Genomic DNA, 16,695 nt, shown 5'->3' on the forward strand with positions numbered 1-16,695 from the left:
GTGTCTCACGACGGAGTGTAGGCCGAGGTGGCTTCGCTGGCTATGACACTCGGCGCCCGCCGGTCGTCACCGGTCGAACAACCCGTCGCTGCCCTGGTCGATTTCCTCGACCGCCCTGTTGAAGTCCGCGGCGTGCTCCTCGGCCTCTGCCTCGGTCTCGGCCGATGGCTCCTTCACCGCGAGGATGTGGCTGGGCGGGAAGACCGGCAGGGGAAAGAGCGCGATCTCACCCGCGAGCGAGTCCTCCGCGACATCGGCCACGTTCAGTTCGGTGGCCGGGCCGAGCACGAGAGTGTGCGTGCGGGTACTGCCGTCGGGTTCGAGCACCTGGATCTCCACCGCAATGCTCTCCTCACCCTGGGAGTGCGCGGTGACGTAGTCGAGTAAGGCTTCCGCGACGTCGTCGCCGGTGAGGATGGTGCCACCGGCGTAGGTGATGAGCTTCATGCCACCGACGATAACCGCGCGGCGGCGTCTTGGGAATGACCTCGGCCGGGCAGCTGCTACCCGACGAGCGCCTGCACGGCGGCCGATCCTTCGGGCAGCACCAGGTCGATCCGCGCCGCGCCCAGGCGGACGGTGACGACGGATGCGTCCAGGTAGGTCGGGTGCGGCGCCAGCACGATCTCATCGATCGCGGCCAACGGGATGCTCGTGTGCGAGCGCGACAGATCGGGGGTGCTTCCGCGCACCAGCCAGCCCTTGCGGCCGACGATGTGCAGCTCACGGTCGGTGCGGCACAGCACCGCTCCGTGCAGGGTCATCGGGTAGAGGGCGTGCACGGCCCGATTGACCAGGCCGCCGCGGGGCGGTAAGACTATCCGGCCGTGGGCGGCGAGCAGGATCGCCCCGAGCTCGTGGCGCATCACGTCGAAGTATGAGGTGACCAGGCCCACATCTTCCTTGCCCAGGTCGAGCAGATCGAGGTCGGCGAGCGGGGCATCCGCTTCGGGGATCGTCACGGCGGGCGTGGGCCGCAGCGCCGCCAGCGTGAGTTCGCTCAGCACGTCGATGAGGCGGGTGATCACCTGTTGCGACGACCCGTTGTACGGCACGGTGAGGGTCTCGCCCGTGCGGGCCAGGATGTCGAGGCGGCCGTCCACCATGTCGATGGTTTCGGTGACCGCAGCGACGTCGCCGTAGCCGAGGGTCCTCTCGGTGTAGCCGCGGGGGCTCCCGCTGGTGTCGGCGTTCGCACGGCTCAGCACGACGAGCGCCTCCGGGGCCGCGATGATCAGGTGGTCGTACAGGTCCATCGTGGGCAGCGCATCCCGCCGGCTGATGTTGCGGGGCACCTTGAGCACAAGCCGGCTGGTGACAAAATCCACCGGGTAGTCCCGGTACAGGCCGGGGACCTCTGTGGCGTCGTGCACCCGGTCCACCCAGGGGCCGAAGGCATCGAATTCCGCCGATCGTGTCATATCCGTCGAACTCACTGGCCGCTTTCCGGGGCCTCCGCGCCGGTGCGTGCCCCCCGCGGCCACAGTGCCGCTGAGGATCAGGCTAGACCTTCCACGCCTCCGGCCGTGACCACGGAATTCCGGGCGGCCCCCGAACCGCGCGCAGACGAATCCGCTTTCGAGAGTGCTAGCACGCGGGAGGCGTGTGGGGGACTTCGCCGCGCCGGGCCGTTTCAGAGAAATGCACAGCTCTCTCCCCAGCTTTTCCACAGCCCAATCCACAGCCTCAGCGCGGTGATTCCGGGGTTTTCCACACCCTGCCCACAGGGTTATCCACAGGTCGGAATGGGGAAGTACTTTCGAATAATCTCGTACTCCCAGTATTCGGGTCCGGTGCCGAGCCCTAGGAGCGCGATGCGGCCGGAGCTACACTCACCGCATGGAAACGCAGCATTTCTCAATTGTGGTGAATGCACCGGCCGCCATCGTCTGGCAGACGATGTTCGACGATTCCACCTACCGGCAGTGGACGAGCGTGTTCAACCCGGACTCCTACTTCGAGGGTGACTGGTTGCCCGGCAGCGAGATCCGGTTTCTCGGCAGCAATCCCGGCGGTGAACTGAACGGCCTGAACGGCATGTACGGGGTGATCACCGAACATCGTCCGTACGAGTTCGTGCTGATCGAGTACCAGGGCCAGATCGTGAACGACGTCGATGACACCACCAGCCGGGAGGCCAGGCAACTGATCGGCGCGCGCGAGGCCTACTCTTTCAGCGAGGTCGACGGGGTGACGACGGTGACGATCGACGTGGACACCGCGGACACCTACGCCGAACTGTTCGGTGAGCTGTGGCCAAAGGGGCTGGCCAAGCTCAAGGGTCTGGCCGAGGCAGCCTGGGCGCAGCGGGCAGCCGAACCGGCTGCGCGGACGCGAGACCGGAGCTACACTCCCGCCATGGAAACCATGCATTTCTCAACCCAGATCAATGCCCCGGCCGAAATCGTCTGGGAGACGATGCTCGACGACGCCACCTACCGGCAGTGGACCAGCGTGTTCAACCCGGGGTCATATTTCCTCGGCAGCTGGTTGCCCGGCAGCGAGATCCGGTTTTTCGGCAGCGACGAGGGCGGGGACGAGGGCGGCATGGTCGGGGTGATCGTCGAGCACCGCCCGCACGAGTTCCTCTCCATCGAGTACCGCGGGCAGATCGTGAACGGCATCGAGGACACCACCAGTGACGCCGCCAAACGGTTGATCGGCACCCACGAGAACTACACCTTCACCGAGGCCGACGGGGTCACCACCCTGACGGTGGATGTGGACGTGGACGATGAATGGGCCGGTATGTTCGGCGAACAGTGGCCCCTGAGCCTCGAGAAGCTCACCCAGCTCGCCGAGGCCGAGGTGGCCACGCGCGGTCAGCATCCGGCCGACTAGTCGGACCTCGCCACCGTGCGGGACACCGGGGTCGCGCAGGCCTGGAAGATGCCGGCCAGTGCCGCCCACTGCAGCAGGATGACTGTCTTGCCGTCGACGATGCGGCCGTCGGCCACCATGGCGAGGGCGTCGTCAATGGGCACCTCGAGCACCTCGATGTCTTCGCCCTCCTCGGCGAGACCGCCCCCGGAGTCGACCCGGTCGGCCGGCCCGTACCAGGCCAGATAGAAGTGCACCAGCTCGGTGACCGAGCCCGGGCTCATGTACAGGTCGAAGAGGTGCCGCACCGCACCGACCCTCACGCCGAGCTCTTCGCCGGCCTCCCGGCGGATCGCCACCTCGGGGGCGTCGTCGTCGAGCAGCCCGGCCGCGGTTTCGATGAGCATGCCGTCGGCGTGGCCGTTGACGTAGGCGGCGTAGCGGAACTGCCGGGTGAGCAGCACGGTGCGCCGGTCCGGGTCACAGAGCAGGATGGTGGCGCCGTTGCCGCGGTCGTACGTTTCCCGCTGCTCGGTGACGACCTGGCCATTGCGACGCCGGTAGCCGAAGGTGGTGCGCCGCAGCACATGCCATCCGTCGGAGGTCACCTCCACCCGCTCGACCGTGACGGCCGGGTTGCCGTGCAGGCCAGCACCGGCCTGGTCCAGGCCGGTACGCCCCCGACCGTCCGGCAGGTCGACGCCGAGCCGCCCGAGTGCGACCGGGGTCACCGGTGCGTCGATGCTTCGGCGAGGCCCGGGATCTCAGTGATGCTGGTGTACACCGGGATGCCGCGGCGCCGGGCGATGGCGACGTCCTGGTCGGCGCCGCGGGAGTCGCCGGGCAGCCTCAGTACGCCGTCGCACCTCTCGAGCAGGCGCTCGGCCGTTGGATACATCACGTCGGCGGCCAGCGGATGGGCCACATCCGTCACCCCGGCGCTGGCGAGAACCGGCAGCGCCACCCACTCGCCGATCATCGGCAGGTGGCCCGCCTGGAAGATCGGCCAGGCCGCCTCCTCGAGGCGGGCGAGGTTCTGGCGAAGGAGCACGGGGTCGTCGCCGGTGCCCGAACGGTAGGGGCCGGCGATCAGGATCATCAGGGAGCTGGTCATGTCCGCTACAGTAATACAACGTGCAGAAACATGCACAACTCGGAAGGAACGCGAAATGCTCGCTGCGGAACGCCAGGCCCTCCTGCTCGACCGCCTCGCCAGGGACGGCAAGGTCGTGGCCAAGGAGATCGCCGCGGAATTGGGCCTCTCCGACGACAGCGTGCGCCGCGACCTGCGCGAACTCGCCGCCGCGGGCTTATGCCAGCGGGTCTACGGCGGTGCCCTGCCGGTGTCGCCCGCTCTGGCGCAGTATGCCGAGCGCAGGCTCGTGGAACCCGACAGCAAGGACCGGGTCGCCGCGCGTGCGGCCCGGCTGATCATGCCGGGCAGCACCGTGATCCTCGACGGCGGCACGACAACCCTCGCGGTGGTGCAGGCGCTGCCTTCGACCCTGACCTGCACGATCATCACCCATAGCCCCACCATCGCCGCCGCGCTGGTGCCGCACGACGGCGTCGAGGTCTTCCTGCTCGGCGGCCGGCTGTTCAAGCACTCCGCGGTGACCTGTGGCGCCGCCGCTGTCGAGGCCGCCCAGGCGATCACCGCCGACCTGTTCCTGCTCGGCGTCACCGGGGTGCATCCCACCGCCGGCCTGACCACCGGCGATGTGGAGGAGGCCGCGATGAAGCGGGCGCTGGCGGGCCGGGCGGCCGACACCTTCGTGCTGGCGAGTGCCGAGAAGGTCGGGGTGGCGTCGCCCTACCGGGTGCTGCCGTTCGACGAGATCGCGGGCCTCGTCACCGACACCGCGGCCGACGATCCGACTCTGGCCGGCCTGCGCGACGCCGGCGTCAGCATCCTGGGCATCGGCGACTGACCGTCGACCTCCCCGCTGCTGCCGCCCGTCCGCCGACCTCCCGCCGACCTCGGTGGCAACTGTTCCCGAATCGGACATTTGCACCCCTTGGGTTCAGGGGGTCGTTGCAACACCTGATTGATTGAGGTGTTGGTTATGGGTGGTCGTGTTGGGTTTCCGCGTGAGGTTCGTCGTCGGTTCTGGGAGGAGCTCAGGGTCGGCGGCACGGTCACGGATGCGGCTGCCGGCGCGGGGGTGAATCGGTCGACGGCTGCGAACTGGGTAAGTCAGGCTGGCGGGATGGTTCCCCCGCGCGTTGACCCGTCGAGCCGTTTGACGTTCCTCGATCGGGAGGAGATCTGGTTTGGCCGTTCTCAAGGCGAAAGCATGCGCTCGATCGCGGCCCGGCTTGGGCGGGCGCCGTCCACGATCAGCCGCGAACTGCGCGGCGGGATGACGAGGCGCGGGTATCGTCCGTCGTTCGCTGAGCAACAGTCCCGGTATCGAGCGCGCCGGCCCCGCGGCGGGAAGCTGGCCAATAACGACCGGTTGCTGGAATACGTGCAAACTGGGTTGAGCGCCGAACACAGCCCGGAGCAAATCAGTCTGCGGCTGCGGCGAGACTTCCCCGACGACATGGAGATGCGGGTGTCTCACGAGACGATCTATCAGGCCCTCTATGTTGAAGGGCGCGGCCAGCTGCGCCGCGACCTGGTTACGGCGCTGCGGACCGGGCGGACGTTGCGCAAATCTCAGGGTCGGCAACAACCCGGATCGCGCATCCGCGACATGGTCATGATCACCGACCGGCCCGCGGAGGTCGAAGACCGCGCCGTTCCCGGCCACTGGGAAGGCGACCTCATCACCGGCGCCGGAAACGCCTCAGCGATCGGCACCCTGGTTGAGCGCGCAACCGGATATTTGATGCTGCTGCACCTCCCCGAGAAACACGGCGCGATCGAGGTTCGCGACCAGATGATCATCGCGATCGAGAAGATGCCCGCAGAACTGCGCAAAACAGTGACCTGGGACCAAGGCATCGAGATGGCCAAGCACCGAGACATCACCATCGCCACCGGCATCGACATCTACTTCTGCGACCCGCACTCGCCCTGGCAGCGCGGCTCGAACGAGAACACCAACGGGCTGTTACGGCAGTACTTCCCCAAGGGCACCGACCTCTCCGGCTACCACCCCGAATACCTCGAATTCGTCACCGACAAGCTCAACGACCGACCACGAAAACGGCTCGACGCAGCCACCCCGCGAGAAGCCCTGCATCAGCTACTCTCAGACCAAGAAAACAGCGGTGTTGCATCGACCAGTTGAATCCACCCCCGGCGTACCGGGTGCAAATGTCCGCAACGGGAACAGTTAAGGCTGGCTTGGAGCGGGGTCGGCAGGCACAGCAGCATCGGTGCCGGCAGCCTGGGCGGGCGCGGCATCGGCCGTGGGCACGCCGACGGTGAGCCGGCGGACGCTGCGGACGGAGAGCGCCGCGAGGCTCGCGACCACGATCACCGCGGCGCAGCCGAGCAGCACCGGCGTGGTGCCCCAGGCATGCGCGAGCGGTCCCACCAGGATCTCCCCCACCGGGATGGCGATGAACGAGCCGACCGCGTCGTAGGAGTACACCCGGGCGAGCTTGTCTTGCGGAATGTTCTGCTGCAGCGACTGGTCCCAGGCCACCCCGAACTGCTCGATGGCCATCCCGCCGATGAGGAAGGCGATGACGAGCAGCGGCACCAACGGCACCAGCGCGAGTCCCACGATGGGCAAGGCCGTCACCGCGACCAGACCCACCCCGATGCCCAGGGCGTGCCGGGGTCGCCAGCGCAGCGCGAGCATCCCGCCGAGAGCGAGGCCCACGGTTTCGGCGGCGATGATCAGGCCCCAGGCGGCGCGGCCGAAGCTCTCGTCGGCCACAAGCGGGCCGAGCACCGCGATCGCTCCCACAAACGCGGCGTTCACGAGGGCGAACTGGGCCACGACCACCCACACCCAGGTGCGGCTGGAGAACTCCTGCCAGCCCTCCCGCAGCTCCCGGAAGACGCTGGCCGGGGGCGCGGCGGCGCCGGTAGCGACGGTGCGCTGCGCGTTGGGCGTGCGAACGAACGCGAAGACGATGCCGGCCAGGGCGAAGGATGCGGCATTCAGCGCGAGTCCCCAGCCGGGCCCGACCGCCGCGATCAGGATCGCGCCGAGGCTGGCACCGAGGATCGCGCCGCCGTTGAGGCTCAGCCGCAGCAGAGCGTTGGCCGGGCGCAACTCGGTGACCGGCACGGTCTGCGGCACGATCGCGGCCGAGGCCGGAAAGCTGACGGCGGCCACGGCCCCGTTGAGGATGCTGAGGACCACGAGCAACGGGATGGTGGCCGAGCCCGACAGGACGAGCACGGCCACCACGGCCTGGGTGGCCGCGGCCGCGAGGGAGGTGCCCACGAGCAGCAGGTGCTTGGGCAGCCGGTCGGCGATCACCCCGCCGAACAGCAGCACGGCCACGTTGGCTAGGGAGCGGCTGGCTACGACGATGCCGAGGTCCACCGCGGACCCGGTGAGGTCGAGCACCGCGAAGGCGAGGGCGATCGGGGCGGCGGCGTTGCCCAGGGTGGCGATGGTGCGGGCGGTGAGCAGCCAGCGGAACGGCGCGAAGGCGAACGGACCGGCACCGCCCGGGGCGCGGTCCTGCGCCGTGCGCCCCCGAGTAGCCATGCCGCAAGTCAACCACGCCGGCCCGGCCGGGCCCGTGCGCGTCATGTGTTGCTATTCGCTGAGGCCGAAGCGGGTGTGGATGGGGGCGGTCCAGCGCGGGGCCCACCAGAGGACTCGCTCGAGGGAGGTCATCACGGCGGGCACGAGCACGATCCGCACCAGCGTCGCATCCAGCAGCACCGCCACGGCCAGGGCCGTGCCGATCTGTTTCATCTGCATCAGCTCCCCGGTGGCGAAGCCCGCGAAGACCAGCACGATGATCAGCGCGGCCGAGGTGATGATACGGCCGGAGCTCTGCAGGCCGGTCTCGATGGACAAGCGGGTGCTCTCGCCGCGGTCGTGGTGCTCCTTGATCCGGGCGAGCAGGAACATCTCGTAGTCCATGGCGAGGCCGAACCCGAAGGTGAGCACCAGGGTGAGCACGAGGGCGTCGACGCCGGAGATGGTGACGGGGTCGAAGTTGAGCAGGCCGGACAGGTTGCCCTCCTGGAACCCCCAGACCAGGACGCCGGCGGCCGCGCCCAGCGAGATCGCGCTGATCACCAGGGCGGTGAGCGGGATGATCACCGATCCGGTCATCAGGAACAGCAGCACGAAGGTGGCGAGGGCGATGATCAGCACCGCCCAGGGCGCTCCCCCGGCCAGCGAGTCGAGGTAGTCGACGGCCTGCGCGTCGGCGCCGGCGACCCAGTTGTCGAAGGCCGGCCGGTCGGCGCGGATCAAGCGCACCACGTCGTCGCCCTGGTGGGTGTCGACCTCCACCCTGGACACCCAGTGGCCGTTCTGGTCGACCGGCGGCGCCACATAAGTCACCCCGGGCAGGGTGGCGACCTCGGTCGCCCAGGCGACCGCTGCGGCCTCGTCGGTGTTCGACACCAGCAGCACCCGCGGCGCGGTTGCCAGCGGGAACTCCTCGTTCAGGGTGGTGATGAAGTCGTATTGGGTGGACGAGGGCGGGATGGCGTCGTCGGCGCTGTTGGCGACCGTCATCGACAGCACGGGGCTACTCAGCAGAAGGAGCACGGCGGTGCCGCCGAGCGCGACGAGCACCGGCGCCCGCTGCACGAGCCGGGCCAGCTTGGAGAAGACGCCTTCCTCCGGCGCGATGTCGCCGAAGCGGGTGAGCCACCGGCCGACTCCGGGGATGCGGGTGAGCACGCCGGGCTGCACCAGCCGTTCGCCGAGGTAGCCGAGCAGCGCCGGCACCATGACCAGCGCGGTGAGGATGGCGATGAGCACCACGCAGATGGCGCCAATGGCGATGGCCCGGATGATCGACGGTTCGAACACGAGCAGCCCCGCGGTGGCGATCGCGAAGGTCAGCCCGGAGTACAACACGGTGCGTCCGGCCGTGTTGACCGTGGCGCCAACGGCCTGGAGTATCAGTTCGTGACGACTGTGACGGTGGTGCGGGAGGGTGGCCAGCTCCCCGGTTTTCAGCGGCGGCAGGTCCGCGAACGGCTCGCCGTGCGGGCCCGGCGGAGCGCCGGGGCCGCCGCCGCCCACCCGGGCCCGGAACTCCTCCCGGAACCGGCTGACCATCAGCAGGCCGTAGTCGATGGACAGGCCGAGCCCGATCACGGTGATCACGTTCATCACCGTGATGCCGATGTCCGACACGTAGGTGAAGGCGTAGAGCATCCCGAGCGCCCCGATGATCGACGCGATCGCACCGACCAGCGGGATGCCGGCGGCGAGGAAACCGCCGAAGATGATCAGCATCACCAGCAGCGCGATCGGCAGCGCGATCAGTTCGCCCTTCTGCAGGTCTGACTCGGCGACGGCGACGAGGGACTCCACGATCAGGGGCGCTCCGCCGACCTCCACCTGGGCGTTGGGGTCCAGTTGGCCGATCTCGTCGGCGGCCACCTGGAGGCGGCGCTGAACGTAGGTGAGCAGCGGGTCGCTGACGGTTCCGTCTGTGGTGTCCATGGCCACGGTCAGGAGCATCCCCGCACCGTCGGCGGAGAGCAGTGGCGCGGCCGCCGGGTTGGGGCTTCCGTCGGGCAGCGGTGGGATGACGAGCGGATTGACCACCTGGGCCACCCCGTCGACCTGTTCGAGCCGCAGGGTGGCGGAGTCGAGGATCGCGGCGAGGTCGGGTGAGGCCAGGTCGGTGGGGTGCACAAGCAAGGAGAGTGATTCGGTCTGCTGGTCGGCCGGGCCCTCGATCAGGTCGGTGGCGGTTTGGGCCTCACCGTCCACCGACGGGCCTGCGCTGGACAGCCGTTGGAAGAGACTCTCCCCGGTGACCCCGAGCAGGGCCGTGGCCAGGCAGGCGGCGAGCGCCACCGCCCAGCACAGCAGGGCGATGAGACGGTGGCGGGCGACGCTCACGCCCAGTTTTCGCAACATGGCGGGTCATTCCTCAGCTAGTGGATGCGCACCCGCTCTGCCCGGATGCGCCGGGCCGCCGGCCCTACCGCGGCCAAGCTACTCCCGTCGGGGCGCCCGTGGCGGGTCTGGGCGGGCAACTCACCCGGTTTCGATAGGCTCATCCAGCGGGTGCAGGTTCAACCAGCGGGTGCAAGCTCAACCAGAGGTGCGGGTGCTGGCGCAACCGGCGGTTCGGGTGCAACCGGGCGGACGGGGCTACCCTGGCGCACATGACCGCACTGGCGAAGACCATCCCGCTCGAGCAGTACTTCGCGGGCCGCGATCCGCTCGCGCGGACGCTCTTCGATGCGGTCTCTGCGGCCGTCCTGTCGATCGGTGACGCCGAGGTCCGCGTGACGACGAGCCAGATCGCATTCCGCCGGCAACGCTCCTTCGCGTGGACCTGGCTACCTGGCCAGTACCTCTCCGGCAGCGTGGCCCCGCTCGTGCTCACCGTCGACCTGGACCGGTTCGACACCTCGTCGCGGTGGAAGGAGGTGGTCGAGCCCACGCTCAACCACTTCATGCACCATCTCGAGCTGCACTCCGCGGACGATCTCGAACCCGGCGTGCTCGCCTGCCTGCGCGAGGCCTGGGCTCAGGCCGGCTGAGCGCCGCCGCGTCAACTCCTCTCGCCATGCTCCCCCGTGGCTGCGTGGCTGACGACGACACCCGCCGCTAACCGAATTACCCGGTCGGCTCGGCGAATCACCGCAGGGTCATGGGTGGCGCAGACGACGGCGACGCCCCGGTCGGCCTCGGCGCGGACGGCCAGGTCGATGAGCAGCAGCGCGTCACCGTCGAGCCCGGCGGCAGGTTCGTCGAGCAACAGCACATCCGCCCGTTGGGCAAGCCCCTGGGCCACCAGGGCGCGCTGGCGCTGGCCGCCGGAGAGCTCCCCGAGCGAGCGCCGCTCGAGCCCGGTCAGGCCGAGGGCGCGGATACTGTCGGCGATGATGGCGCGATCCTCGCCGGACAGCGGCCGCCACAGGCCCCGGCGTGCCCACCTCCCCATGCTCACGGTCTCGAGCACGGTCAGCGGCAGCGTGTCGGGGGCCGTGCTCCGCTGCACCACCATCGCGATCCGGCCGGCGCCCACCGCGTGGCGCTCGCCTGCCTGCCAGGGTTGGATTCCGGCCAGGACCCCGAGCAGGCTGGACTTGCCCGACCCGTTCGCGCCGGCCAGAGCGGTCACCCGGCCGGGCTCGATAGCGGCCGACACGCCGTCGAGGGCAACGGTGTGCCCATGAGTCACCCGGATGTTCCGAACGGTGATCCGCGGCGGATTCACGGGGATCTGAGGGGAGGTCCGGGTGGGTTGCATGCCCCCATCGTATCAATAATGAGAACCATTATCAGTTAGAGTCGCTGTCATGACCTGGCTCACCGACCCGCTCTCGGCGGATTTCATGTTGCGCGCCCTCCTCGGTGGTGTGCTCGTGGCCGCGATCTGCGCCGTCGTGGGCAGCTGGGTGGTCGTGCGGGGCATGGCGTTCCTCGGTGAGGCGATGGCGCACGGCATGCTGCCCGGTGTGGCTCTCGCCTCGCTGCTTGGCCTGCCGGTGATCGCGGGCGCCGCCGTGAGTGCGCTGGTGATGAGCCTGGGTGTCGGCCTGATCACCCGCCGCGGGCGGCTCTCCTCCGACACCAGCATCGGCCTGCTCTTCGTGGGGATGCTCGCCCTCGGTGTGATCATCGTGTCGCATTCGCGCAGTTTCGCGGTGGACCTCACCGCAATCCTGTTCGGCGACGTGCTCGCCATCCAGGCCGGCGACCTGGCCGGGCTGGCCATCGCCCTCGCCGTCACCGTGGTCCTGGCCGCTCTGTTCCACCGTGCCTTCGTGGCGCTGGCCTTCGACCCGCGCCTCGCCCGCACCCTGGGCCTCCGACCGCGGCTGGCCCAGCTGGTGCTGGTCGGCCTGGTCACCCTGGCCGTGGTCGCCTCCTATGGCGCCGTCGGCTCCCTGCTCGTAGTGGGCCTGCTGCTCGCGCCCGCCGTCGCCGCCGGACATTGGCTGCGCCGCATCCGGGCGATCATGCTGCTCGCCACCCTGCTCGGCGCGGCAGCCGTGGTCGTCGGGCTCCTCGTCTCCTGGCATGCCGGCACCGCAGCCGGCGCCACGATCGCCGCTGCATCCGTGGGCCTCGTCGCCGTCTCGGCAGCCGGGCGCCGGCTCGTCAGCCTCGTCCGTGCGCACTCCGCCTTCCCTACGGCCGCACGGCCGGCCATCGCCCCCTCCATGCCCGACCAGAAAGTCGCCAGTGCCTCCCAGTAGTTCCCTGACAACCGCTCCCCTGACCACCCGAACCGTCGCATCCGTGCTCGGCGCCGCCGCTTTGCTGGGCATCACCGCCTGCTCCAACCCAGCCGCGAGCCCAGCACCCGCGCCAACTGCAAGCACCGCTCCGCACGGATACGTGGCCGGCGCCGCCGAAATGGCCGAACCGCAGCTGCACCTCGCCACGGTCAACTCCGCCGGCCGCCTCGACCTGCTCGATCTGCTCGACGGCACCTCCACCTCCGTCACCACCCTCGACCAGGTGAGCGGCGTCTCCACCGACGGTCGCTTCGTGTTCGCCGCGGCCGCCGAGCAGGGCGCCGTCACGATCGTCGACAGCGGCGCCTGGACCGTGGACCACGAAGACCACCAGCACTACTACCGGGCCGATCCTGCCGTGGTCGGCACCGTCACCGGCAGCGGCGCCGGCGTCACCTCCGGCGGCGGCACCCTCACCACGGTGCGCTTCGCCGACACCGGCACCGCCGTGATCCTTGACACCGGCGACCTCGGCGACGGCACGATCACCGAGCTCGCCCGAATCGACGTCGAGCCGGGCCCCGGCATGCTGGCGCCGGTGGGCGACCGAGTGATCGCCGGGCGTACGGATGCGCCGGGCAGCGCCACGAACGGCATCGACGCCGTGCAGGTGCTCACTTCGTTCGGCGTCCCGATCGCCGGGGCGACCGCGGACTGCGCCGAGCTCTCCGGAACGATCAGCACTGCCGTCGGGGTGGTGTTCGGCTGTTCCGACGGAGCCCTGCTAGCCACGGCGGACACCGCCAGCGCAGGCGAAGGGGCGGCAGAGTCCACGATCACCTTCGAACGCATCCCGTACCCCGCCGGCGTCGCCGCCACCGACCGGGCCCTCGAGTTCGCCAACCGCGCCGGCCGGCCCACCGTGGCCGCCGTCGCCGGCGACACCGGCGCCTGGCTGCTCGACACCCGGGAGCGCCGCTGGTCGCCATTGGTGACCGACACCCCGTTGCTGCAGGTGTCGGCGGTCGACGACTCCGCCGAACACGTCGTGGCCCTCGCCGAGGACGGCCGGGTGCTCGTTCTCGAGGCCGCGACCGGCAGCACCCTTGCCGCGACCCAGCCGCTGCTGCCGGCTACCCTTGCCGCCACCGGTGCCGAGGCGCTGCTCGCCGGCGTCGAACTCACCGTGGACGCCGGCCGGGCCTACCTGAACGCCCCCGCCGACGGGCTGGTCTACGAGATCGACTACGCCGACGGCGCGCGTATCGCCCGCACCTTCCCCATCGACGGCGAACCACGCTTCCTCGCCGAGACGGGCCGGTAGACCGATGCGCTCCATCCGCTCCCTCTCCCTGGCCCTCGCCGTCGCCGTCGGCCTCGGCGCCCTCTCCGGCTGCGCCGCCCCGGCCGGCGACCGGCCGCTCATCGTGGTGACCACCAACATCCTCGGCGACGTCGTCGGGAACATCGTCGGCGACCAGGCCGAGGTTCTCACCCTGATGCGCCCCAACTCCGACCCGCACTCGTTCGAGATCTCCGCACAGGAGGCCGCGCGCATCCTGCGCGCCGACCTCGTGGTGTCCAACGGTCTCGGACTCGAGGAGGGCCTGCAACAGCAGCTCGACGCGGCGGACACGGCGGGGGTGGCGATGCTTGCCGCGGGCACCGTGATCGACCCGCTGCCCTACGCCAGCGGCACCGGCAGCGACACGGCCGACCCGCACTTCTGGACCGATCCGGCCCGCATGGTCGAGGTCGTCGAGGCCGTCACCGCGGCCGTGCGGACCGACGTGGCGGGCGTCGATGCCGCCCTGATCGAGGCGCAGGCCGCGGCCTACACGACCGAGCTGCAGGCCCTCGACGCCGAGATGACCACGGCCTTCGCCGCCATCGGGTCCGAGCGCCGCAACCTGGTCACCAACCACCACGTCTTCGGCTACCTGGCCGACAGGTTCGATTTCACCGTCGTGGGGGCCGTGATCCCGGGCGGCTCCACCCTCGCCGCACCGAGCGCCTCAGACCTGCGGAGCCTCGTCGACGCGATCGACACCGCCGGCGTCGCCACCATCTTCGCCGAGTCCTCCCAGCCCGACCGGCTCGTGCAAGTGCTCGCCGACGAGGCCGGCCTCAACGTGGCCGTGGTGGAACTGTTCACCGAATCGCTCAGCGAACCGGGCGCGGGCGCCGACAGCTACCTCACCATGATGCGCACCAACACCGAGCGCATCACCACCGGGCTCTCCCCCTGATCGGGCGCCCTCCAACACAGAAAAGAAAACATGAGAACACAGCACCGCAGCACGGCCTTCGCAGCCGTCATCGCCGCATCGGCCATCCTCCTGTCCGCCTGCGCCTCCACGGATGCCGCCCCGCGCGACTCCGGCTCGGCCACCGACACCACCACGACCGCCGCACAGCCCCGGGTCGCCCTCACCTACGATGGCGGGCTCTACGTGCTCGACGGCGACACCCTGGACCTCGAAGCCGACCTGCCCCTGGCCGGGTTCAACAGACTGAACACCGCCGGGGACGGCCGGCACGTTCTGGTCACCACCGCCGACGGTTTCCGGGTGCTCGACACCGGCACCTGGACCGATTCCTCCGGCGATGCCCAGACCGCGGACCCCGCGCTCACCGACCTGGTCTTCGAGGCTCCGGCCGCCGGGCATGTGGTCAGGCACGGCGACAAGACCATCCTCTACGCCGACGGCACCGGCGACACCACGATCTTCGAGACCACAGCGTTGCTCGAAGCCCCCGACAAACTGCCGGCCACCGAGGTCATTCCCGCCGAAGCCGCGCACCACGGCGTGTCCATCGAGCTTGAAGACGGCACCCTGCTCAGCACGGTCGGCACCTCGGAGGCTCGCACCGGCATCCGCGTGCTGAACGCCGACCGGGAGGAGACCGCCCGCAACGCCGAGTGCCCCTCGGTACACGGCGAAGGCGCGGCCGCGAACGAGGTGGCCGTGTTCGGCTGCAGCGACGGCGTGCTGGTCTACGACGACGGCAAGATCACCAAGATCCCGGCGCCGGACGCCTACGGCCGCACCGGCAATATGTACGTTTCCGAGACCTCCACCATTGCCGTGGGTGACTACAACTCCGACCCCGACTCCGAGGGCTACCTGCTGAGCGAGCTGGTGCTCGTAGACACCGTGGCCAAGACCTCCACGGTGATCGACCTGCCGACCGGCGTGGAATACACCTGGCGGGGCGTTTCCCGCGGCCCGAACGACGAGGCCCTGATCCTGGCCTCGGACGGCTCGCTCTACGTGCTTGACCCCGAGACCGGCGAGCTCGGCGATTCCTTCCCGGTGATCGGTGCCTGGGAGAGCCCTGTCGAGTGGCAGGATGCCCACCCGGCGCTCGTCGTGATCGGCAGCACCGCTTACGTGACCGAACCGGCCACGAACTCGCTGCACGCCGTCGACCTCACCACCGGAAAGGTCGTCACCTCTGTGGAGCTGCCGACCACGCCGAACGAGATCGCGGTCGTTACCGGCTAGCGATCTCGTGGCGGCGGGTCCGCTCAGCCGTTGTAGGCCTGAGCGCAGGACTCGTCGCCGGCGGGTGTTGCTACGCGCTGGCCTCGGGGACGAAACGACTGACGACCTCTGCGCGGCTTTCGTCTTCGCTGGCGAAGACTCCACCGTTCGCGACGATGTCCGGCGTGATCTCCTCGAAAACGATCCGGACGTCGTCGCGACGTGCGCCCAGGGTCAGAACGGCACTGTTGGTGACGTCTTGAACAAAAGCCCGGCGCTGGTTGATGTCGCGGCCCGCGAGTAGTTGAACGGTGATATTGGGCATGTGTGCTCCTTATTGTTGTCGCCCGCTGAATCGGCAGGCAAGTTGGGTTTTTTGGCTCAGGCGATGGTGTTGCTCAGGGTGCCGATGCCGGCGAGGGTGATGTCGACGGTGTCGCCCGGTTGCACGGGGAGGTCGGTGCCGGGGGCTCCGGTGAGCACCACGTCGCCGGGCTCGAGGGTGAGCCACTTCGTCACGTAGACGAGAGTGGCAGCGACCGAGGAGGGTAGGTTGAACGAGCCCGAGTTGGCCACGACGGCTCCGTTGATGACCACCTCGGTGGCGACGTTCTCCGGGTCGGCCAGTTCGGTTTCGATCCACGGGCCGAGCGGGGTGTAGTTCTTGCCGCTCTTGCCCTGAAAGTTGCGCTGGTCGATCGGGCACTGATCCACGTTGGTGACGTCATTGGCCACCGTGTAGCCGAGTACGGCCTCGAAGGCATTCTCGAGAGTGAGGTTCGTGGCCGAGGTGCCGATCACGACGGCGAGCTCGCCCTCGATGTTCACGGTGCCCACGTCGCGCACCGCGTAGATGTCGTCGCCGGAGCCGGCGACGGAGTGCACCGACTTGTGCCAGGCCTGCATGGGCAGGGGGTGGCCCGGCTGGTTGTGGCCGATGCCGACCACCACGCGCGGGTCGACGGATGCGAGGAGCACGGCTTCGTCGGCCGGGATCGAGTCCCCGGTGTAGACCAGGGGCGCGGCGAATGGGCTGGCGATCACGTGCCAGCGGTCACCCAGGGCGACTGCGTGACGGGGGCCGGTGGGAGTGTCAAGCCTGGCGATGCGCATGAGCTGCTTTCCGAAAGA

The 16,695-nt window shown here is 69.4% G+C and carries 17 protein-coding genes; 8 read left to right on the forward strand and 9 right to left on the reverse strand.

Going from position 1 to position 16,695, the window contains the following annotated elements; translation table 11 throughout:
* Positions 1-66 precede the first annotated feature (66 nt).
* Complete coding sequence (locus B7495_RS17300; protein WP_088457685.1) at positions 67-447, reverse strand: hypothetical protein; 381 nt, start codon at positions 445-447, stop codon at positions 67-69.
* A gap of 56 nt (positions 448-503) precedes the next feature.
* Positions 504-1,421, reverse strand: a complete 918-nt coding sequence (locus tag B7495_RS17305) for a hypothetical protein (RefSeq protein WP_088457686.1) — start codon at positions 1,419-1,421, stop codon at positions 504-506.
* A gap of 418 nt (positions 1,422-1,839) precedes the next feature.
* Here B7495_RS17305 and B7495_RS17310 point away from each other — a divergent pair, with 418 nt between their 5' ends.
* Positions 1,840-2,841: an SRPBCC family protein gene (locus B7495_RS17310; RefSeq protein ID WP_088457687.1), complete on the forward strand. Its 1,002-nt coding sequence runs from the start codon at positions 1,840-1,842 to the stop codon at positions 2,839-2,841.
* Here the strand turns inward: B7495_RS17310 and B7495_RS17315 are convergent.
* The gene (locus B7495_RS17315) at positions 2,838-3,551 is read right to left on the reverse strand and encodes an NUDIX domain-containing protein (protein WP_088457688.1); all 714 of its coding nucleotides are present in this window, start codon (positions 3,549-3,551) and stop codon (positions 2,838-2,840) included. The genes B7495_RS17310 and B7495_RS17315 overlap by 4 nt on opposite strands.
* On the reverse strand, positions 3,548-3,934 hold the full coding sequence (locus B7495_RS17320; RefSeq protein WP_240632304.1) for a DUF4406 domain-containing protein: 387 nt from the start codon (positions 3,932-3,934) through the stop codon (positions 3,548-3,550). Before B7495_RS17320 ends, B7495_RS17315 begins: the two co-directional genes overlap by 4 nt.
* A 55-nt stretch (positions 3,935-3,989) precedes the next feature.
* Here B7495_RS17320 and B7495_RS17325 point away from each other — a divergent pair, with 55 nt between their 5' ends.
* Positions 3,990-4,751 (forward strand): DeoR/GlpR family DNA-binding transcription regulator, encoded by a 762-nt coding sequence (locus B7495_RS17325; protein ID WP_088457689.1) that lies wholly within the window; start codon positions 3,990-3,992, stop codon positions 4,749-4,751.
* Positions 4,752-4,886: 135 nt separating this feature from the next.
* Entirely contained in the window at positions 4,887-6,059 is a 1,173-nt protein-coding gene (locus B7495_RS17330; protein ID WP_088454824.1) for an IS30 family transposase, read from the forward strand.
* Between the two features lie 45 nt (positions 6,060-6,104).
* On the opposite strand, the gene B7495_RS17335 is transcribed toward B7495_RS17330, so the two are convergent.
* Together B7495_RS17335 and B7495_RS17340 are read right to left on the reverse strand one after the other, a co-directional pair.
* Positions 6,105-7,442, reverse strand: a complete 1,338-nt coding sequence (locus tag B7495_RS17335) for an MFS transporter (RefSeq protein ID WP_088457690.1) — start codon at positions 7,440-7,442, stop codon at positions 6,105-6,107.
* Between the two features lie 51 nt (positions 7,443-7,493).
* Positions 7,494-9,797: an MMPL family transporter gene (locus B7495_RS17340; protein WP_088457691.1), complete on the reverse strand. Its 2,304-nt coding sequence runs from the start codon at positions 9,795-9,797 to the stop codon at positions 7,494-7,496.
* A 251-nt stretch (positions 9,798-10,048) separates the two neighbouring features.
* Here B7495_RS17340 and B7495_RS17345 point away from each other — a divergent pair, with 251 nt between their 5' ends.
* Positions 10,049-10,429: a DUF5655 domain-containing protein gene (locus B7495_RS17345; RefSeq protein ID WP_088457692.1), complete on the forward strand. Its 381-nt coding sequence runs from the start codon at positions 10,049-10,051 to the stop codon at positions 10,427-10,429.
* Between the two features lie 11 nt (positions 10,430-10,440).
* Here the strand turns inward: B7495_RS17345 and aztA are convergent, their stop codons facing one another.
* Positions 10,441-11,142 carry a zinc ABC transporter ATP-binding protein AztA gene (aztA, locus tag B7495_RS17350; RefSeq protein WP_088457693.1) on the reverse strand — a complete coding sequence of 234 codons (702 nt, stop codon included), beginning with the start codon at positions 11,140-11,142 and terminating at the stop codon, positions 10,441-10,443.
* Between the two features lie 49 nt (positions 11,143-11,191).
* On the opposite strand from aztA, the gene aztB reads away from it, so the two are divergent.
* Genes aztB through aztD form a run of 4 tightly spaced genes read left to right on the forward strand, consistent with a single transcriptional unit; the run spans position 11,192 to position 15,585 of the window.
* Positions 11,192-12,094, forward strand: a complete 903-nt coding sequence (aztB, locus tag B7495_RS17355; protein ID WP_088457694.1) for a zinc ABC transporter permease AztB — start codon at positions 11,192-11,194, stop codon at positions 12,092-12,094.
* Positions 12,081-13,400, forward strand: coding sequence for an ABC transporter (locus B7495_RS17360; protein ID WP_151199604.1), 1,320 nt, complete (start codon positions 12,081-12,083; stop codon positions 13,398-13,400). Before aztB ends, B7495_RS17360 begins: the two co-directional genes overlap by 14 nt.
* Before the next feature lie 4 nt (positions 13,401-13,404).
* On the forward strand, positions 13,405-14,325 hold the full coding sequence (aztC, locus tag B7495_RS17365) for a zinc ABC transporter substrate-binding protein AztC (RefSeq protein ID WP_088457696.1): 921 nt from the start codon (positions 13,405-13,407) through the stop codon (positions 14,323-14,325).
* A gap of 30 nt (positions 14,326-14,355) precedes the next feature.
* Positions 14,356-15,585, forward strand: a complete 1,230-nt coding sequence (aztD, locus tag B7495_RS17370; protein ID WP_088457697.1) for a zinc metallochaperone AztD — start codon at positions 14,356-14,358, stop codon at positions 15,583-15,585.
* A gap of 70 nt (positions 15,586-15,655) precedes the next feature.
* On the opposite strand, the gene B7495_RS17375 is transcribed toward aztD, so the two are convergent.
* Complete coding sequence (locus tag B7495_RS17375; protein WP_088457698.1) at positions 15,656-15,889, reverse strand: tautomerase family protein; 234 nt, start codon at positions 15,887-15,889, stop codon at positions 15,656-15,658.
* Positions 15,890-15,945: 56 nt separating this feature from the next.
* On the reverse strand, positions 15,946-16,677 hold the full coding sequence (locus B7495_RS17380) for a fumarylacetoacetate hydrolase family protein (protein WP_088457699.1): 732 nt from the start codon (positions 16,675-16,677) through the stop codon (positions 15,946-15,948).
* Positions 16,678-16,695 lie beyond the last annotated feature (18 nt).

It is taken from the genome of Cryobacterium sp. LW097 (assembly GCF_002205495.2).
Taxonomy (GTDB): Bacteria; Actinomycetota; Actinomycetes; order Actinomycetales; family Microbacteriaceae; genus Cryobacterium; species Cryobacterium zongtaii.

Coding starts and splice junctions, on each gene's coding strand:
- aztB (WP_088457694.1), top strand. CDS start 11,192: ATGACCTGGCTCACCGACCCGCTCTCGGCGGATTTCATGTTGCGCGCC.
- B7495_RS17380 (WP_088457699.1), bottom strand. CDS start 16,677: ATGCGCATCGCCAGGCTTGACACTCCCACCGGCCCCCGTCACGCAGTC.
- aztC (WP_088457696.1), top strand. CDS start 13,405: ATGCGCTCCATCCGCTCCCTCTCCCTGGCCCTCGCCGTCGCCGTCGGC.
- B7495_RS17375 (WP_088457698.1), bottom strand. CDS start 15,889: ATGCCCAATATCACCGTTCAACTACTCGCGGGCCGCGACATCAACCAG.
- aztD (WP_088457697.1), top strand. CDS start 14,356: ATGAGAACACAGCACCGCAGCACGGCCTTCGCAGCCGTCATCGCCGCA.
- aztA (WP_088457693.1), bottom strand. CDS start 11,142: ATGCAACCCACCCGGACCTCCCCTCAGATCCCCGTGAATCCGCCGCGG.
- B7495_RS17335 (WP_088457690.1), bottom strand. CDS start 7,442: ATGGCTACTCGGGGGCGCACGGCGCAGGACCGCGCCCCGGGCGGTGCC.
- B7495_RS17340 (WP_088457691.1), bottom strand. CDS start 9,797: ATGTTGCGAAAACTGGGCGTGAGCGTCGCCCGCCACCGTCTCATCGCC.
- B7495_RS17300 (WP_088457685.1), bottom strand. CDS start 447: ATGAAGCTCATCACCTACGCCGGTGGCACCATCCTCACCGGCGACGAC.
- B7495_RS17330 (WP_088454824.1), top strand. CDS start 4,887: ATGGGTGGTCGTGTTGGGTTTCCGCGTGAGGTTCGTCGTCGGTTCTGG.
- B7495_RS17310 (WP_088457687.1), top strand. CDS start 1,840: ATGGAAACGCAGCATTTCTCAATTGTGGTGAATGCACCGGCCGCCATC.
- B7495_RS17320 (WP_240632304.1), bottom strand. CDS start 3,934: ATGACCAGCTCCCTGATGATCCTGATCGCCGGCCCCTACCGTTCGGGC.
- B7495_RS17345 (WP_088457692.1), top strand. CDS start 10,049: ATGACCGCACTGGCGAAGACCATCCCGCTCGAGCAGTACTTCGCGGGC.
- B7495_RS17305 (WP_088457686.1), bottom strand. CDS start 1,421: ATGACACGATCGGCGGAATTCGATGCCTTCGGCCCCTGGGTGGACCGG.
- B7495_RS17325 (WP_088457689.1), top strand. CDS start 3,990: ATGCTCGCTGCGGAACGCCAGGCCCTCCTGCTCGACCGCCTCGCCAGG.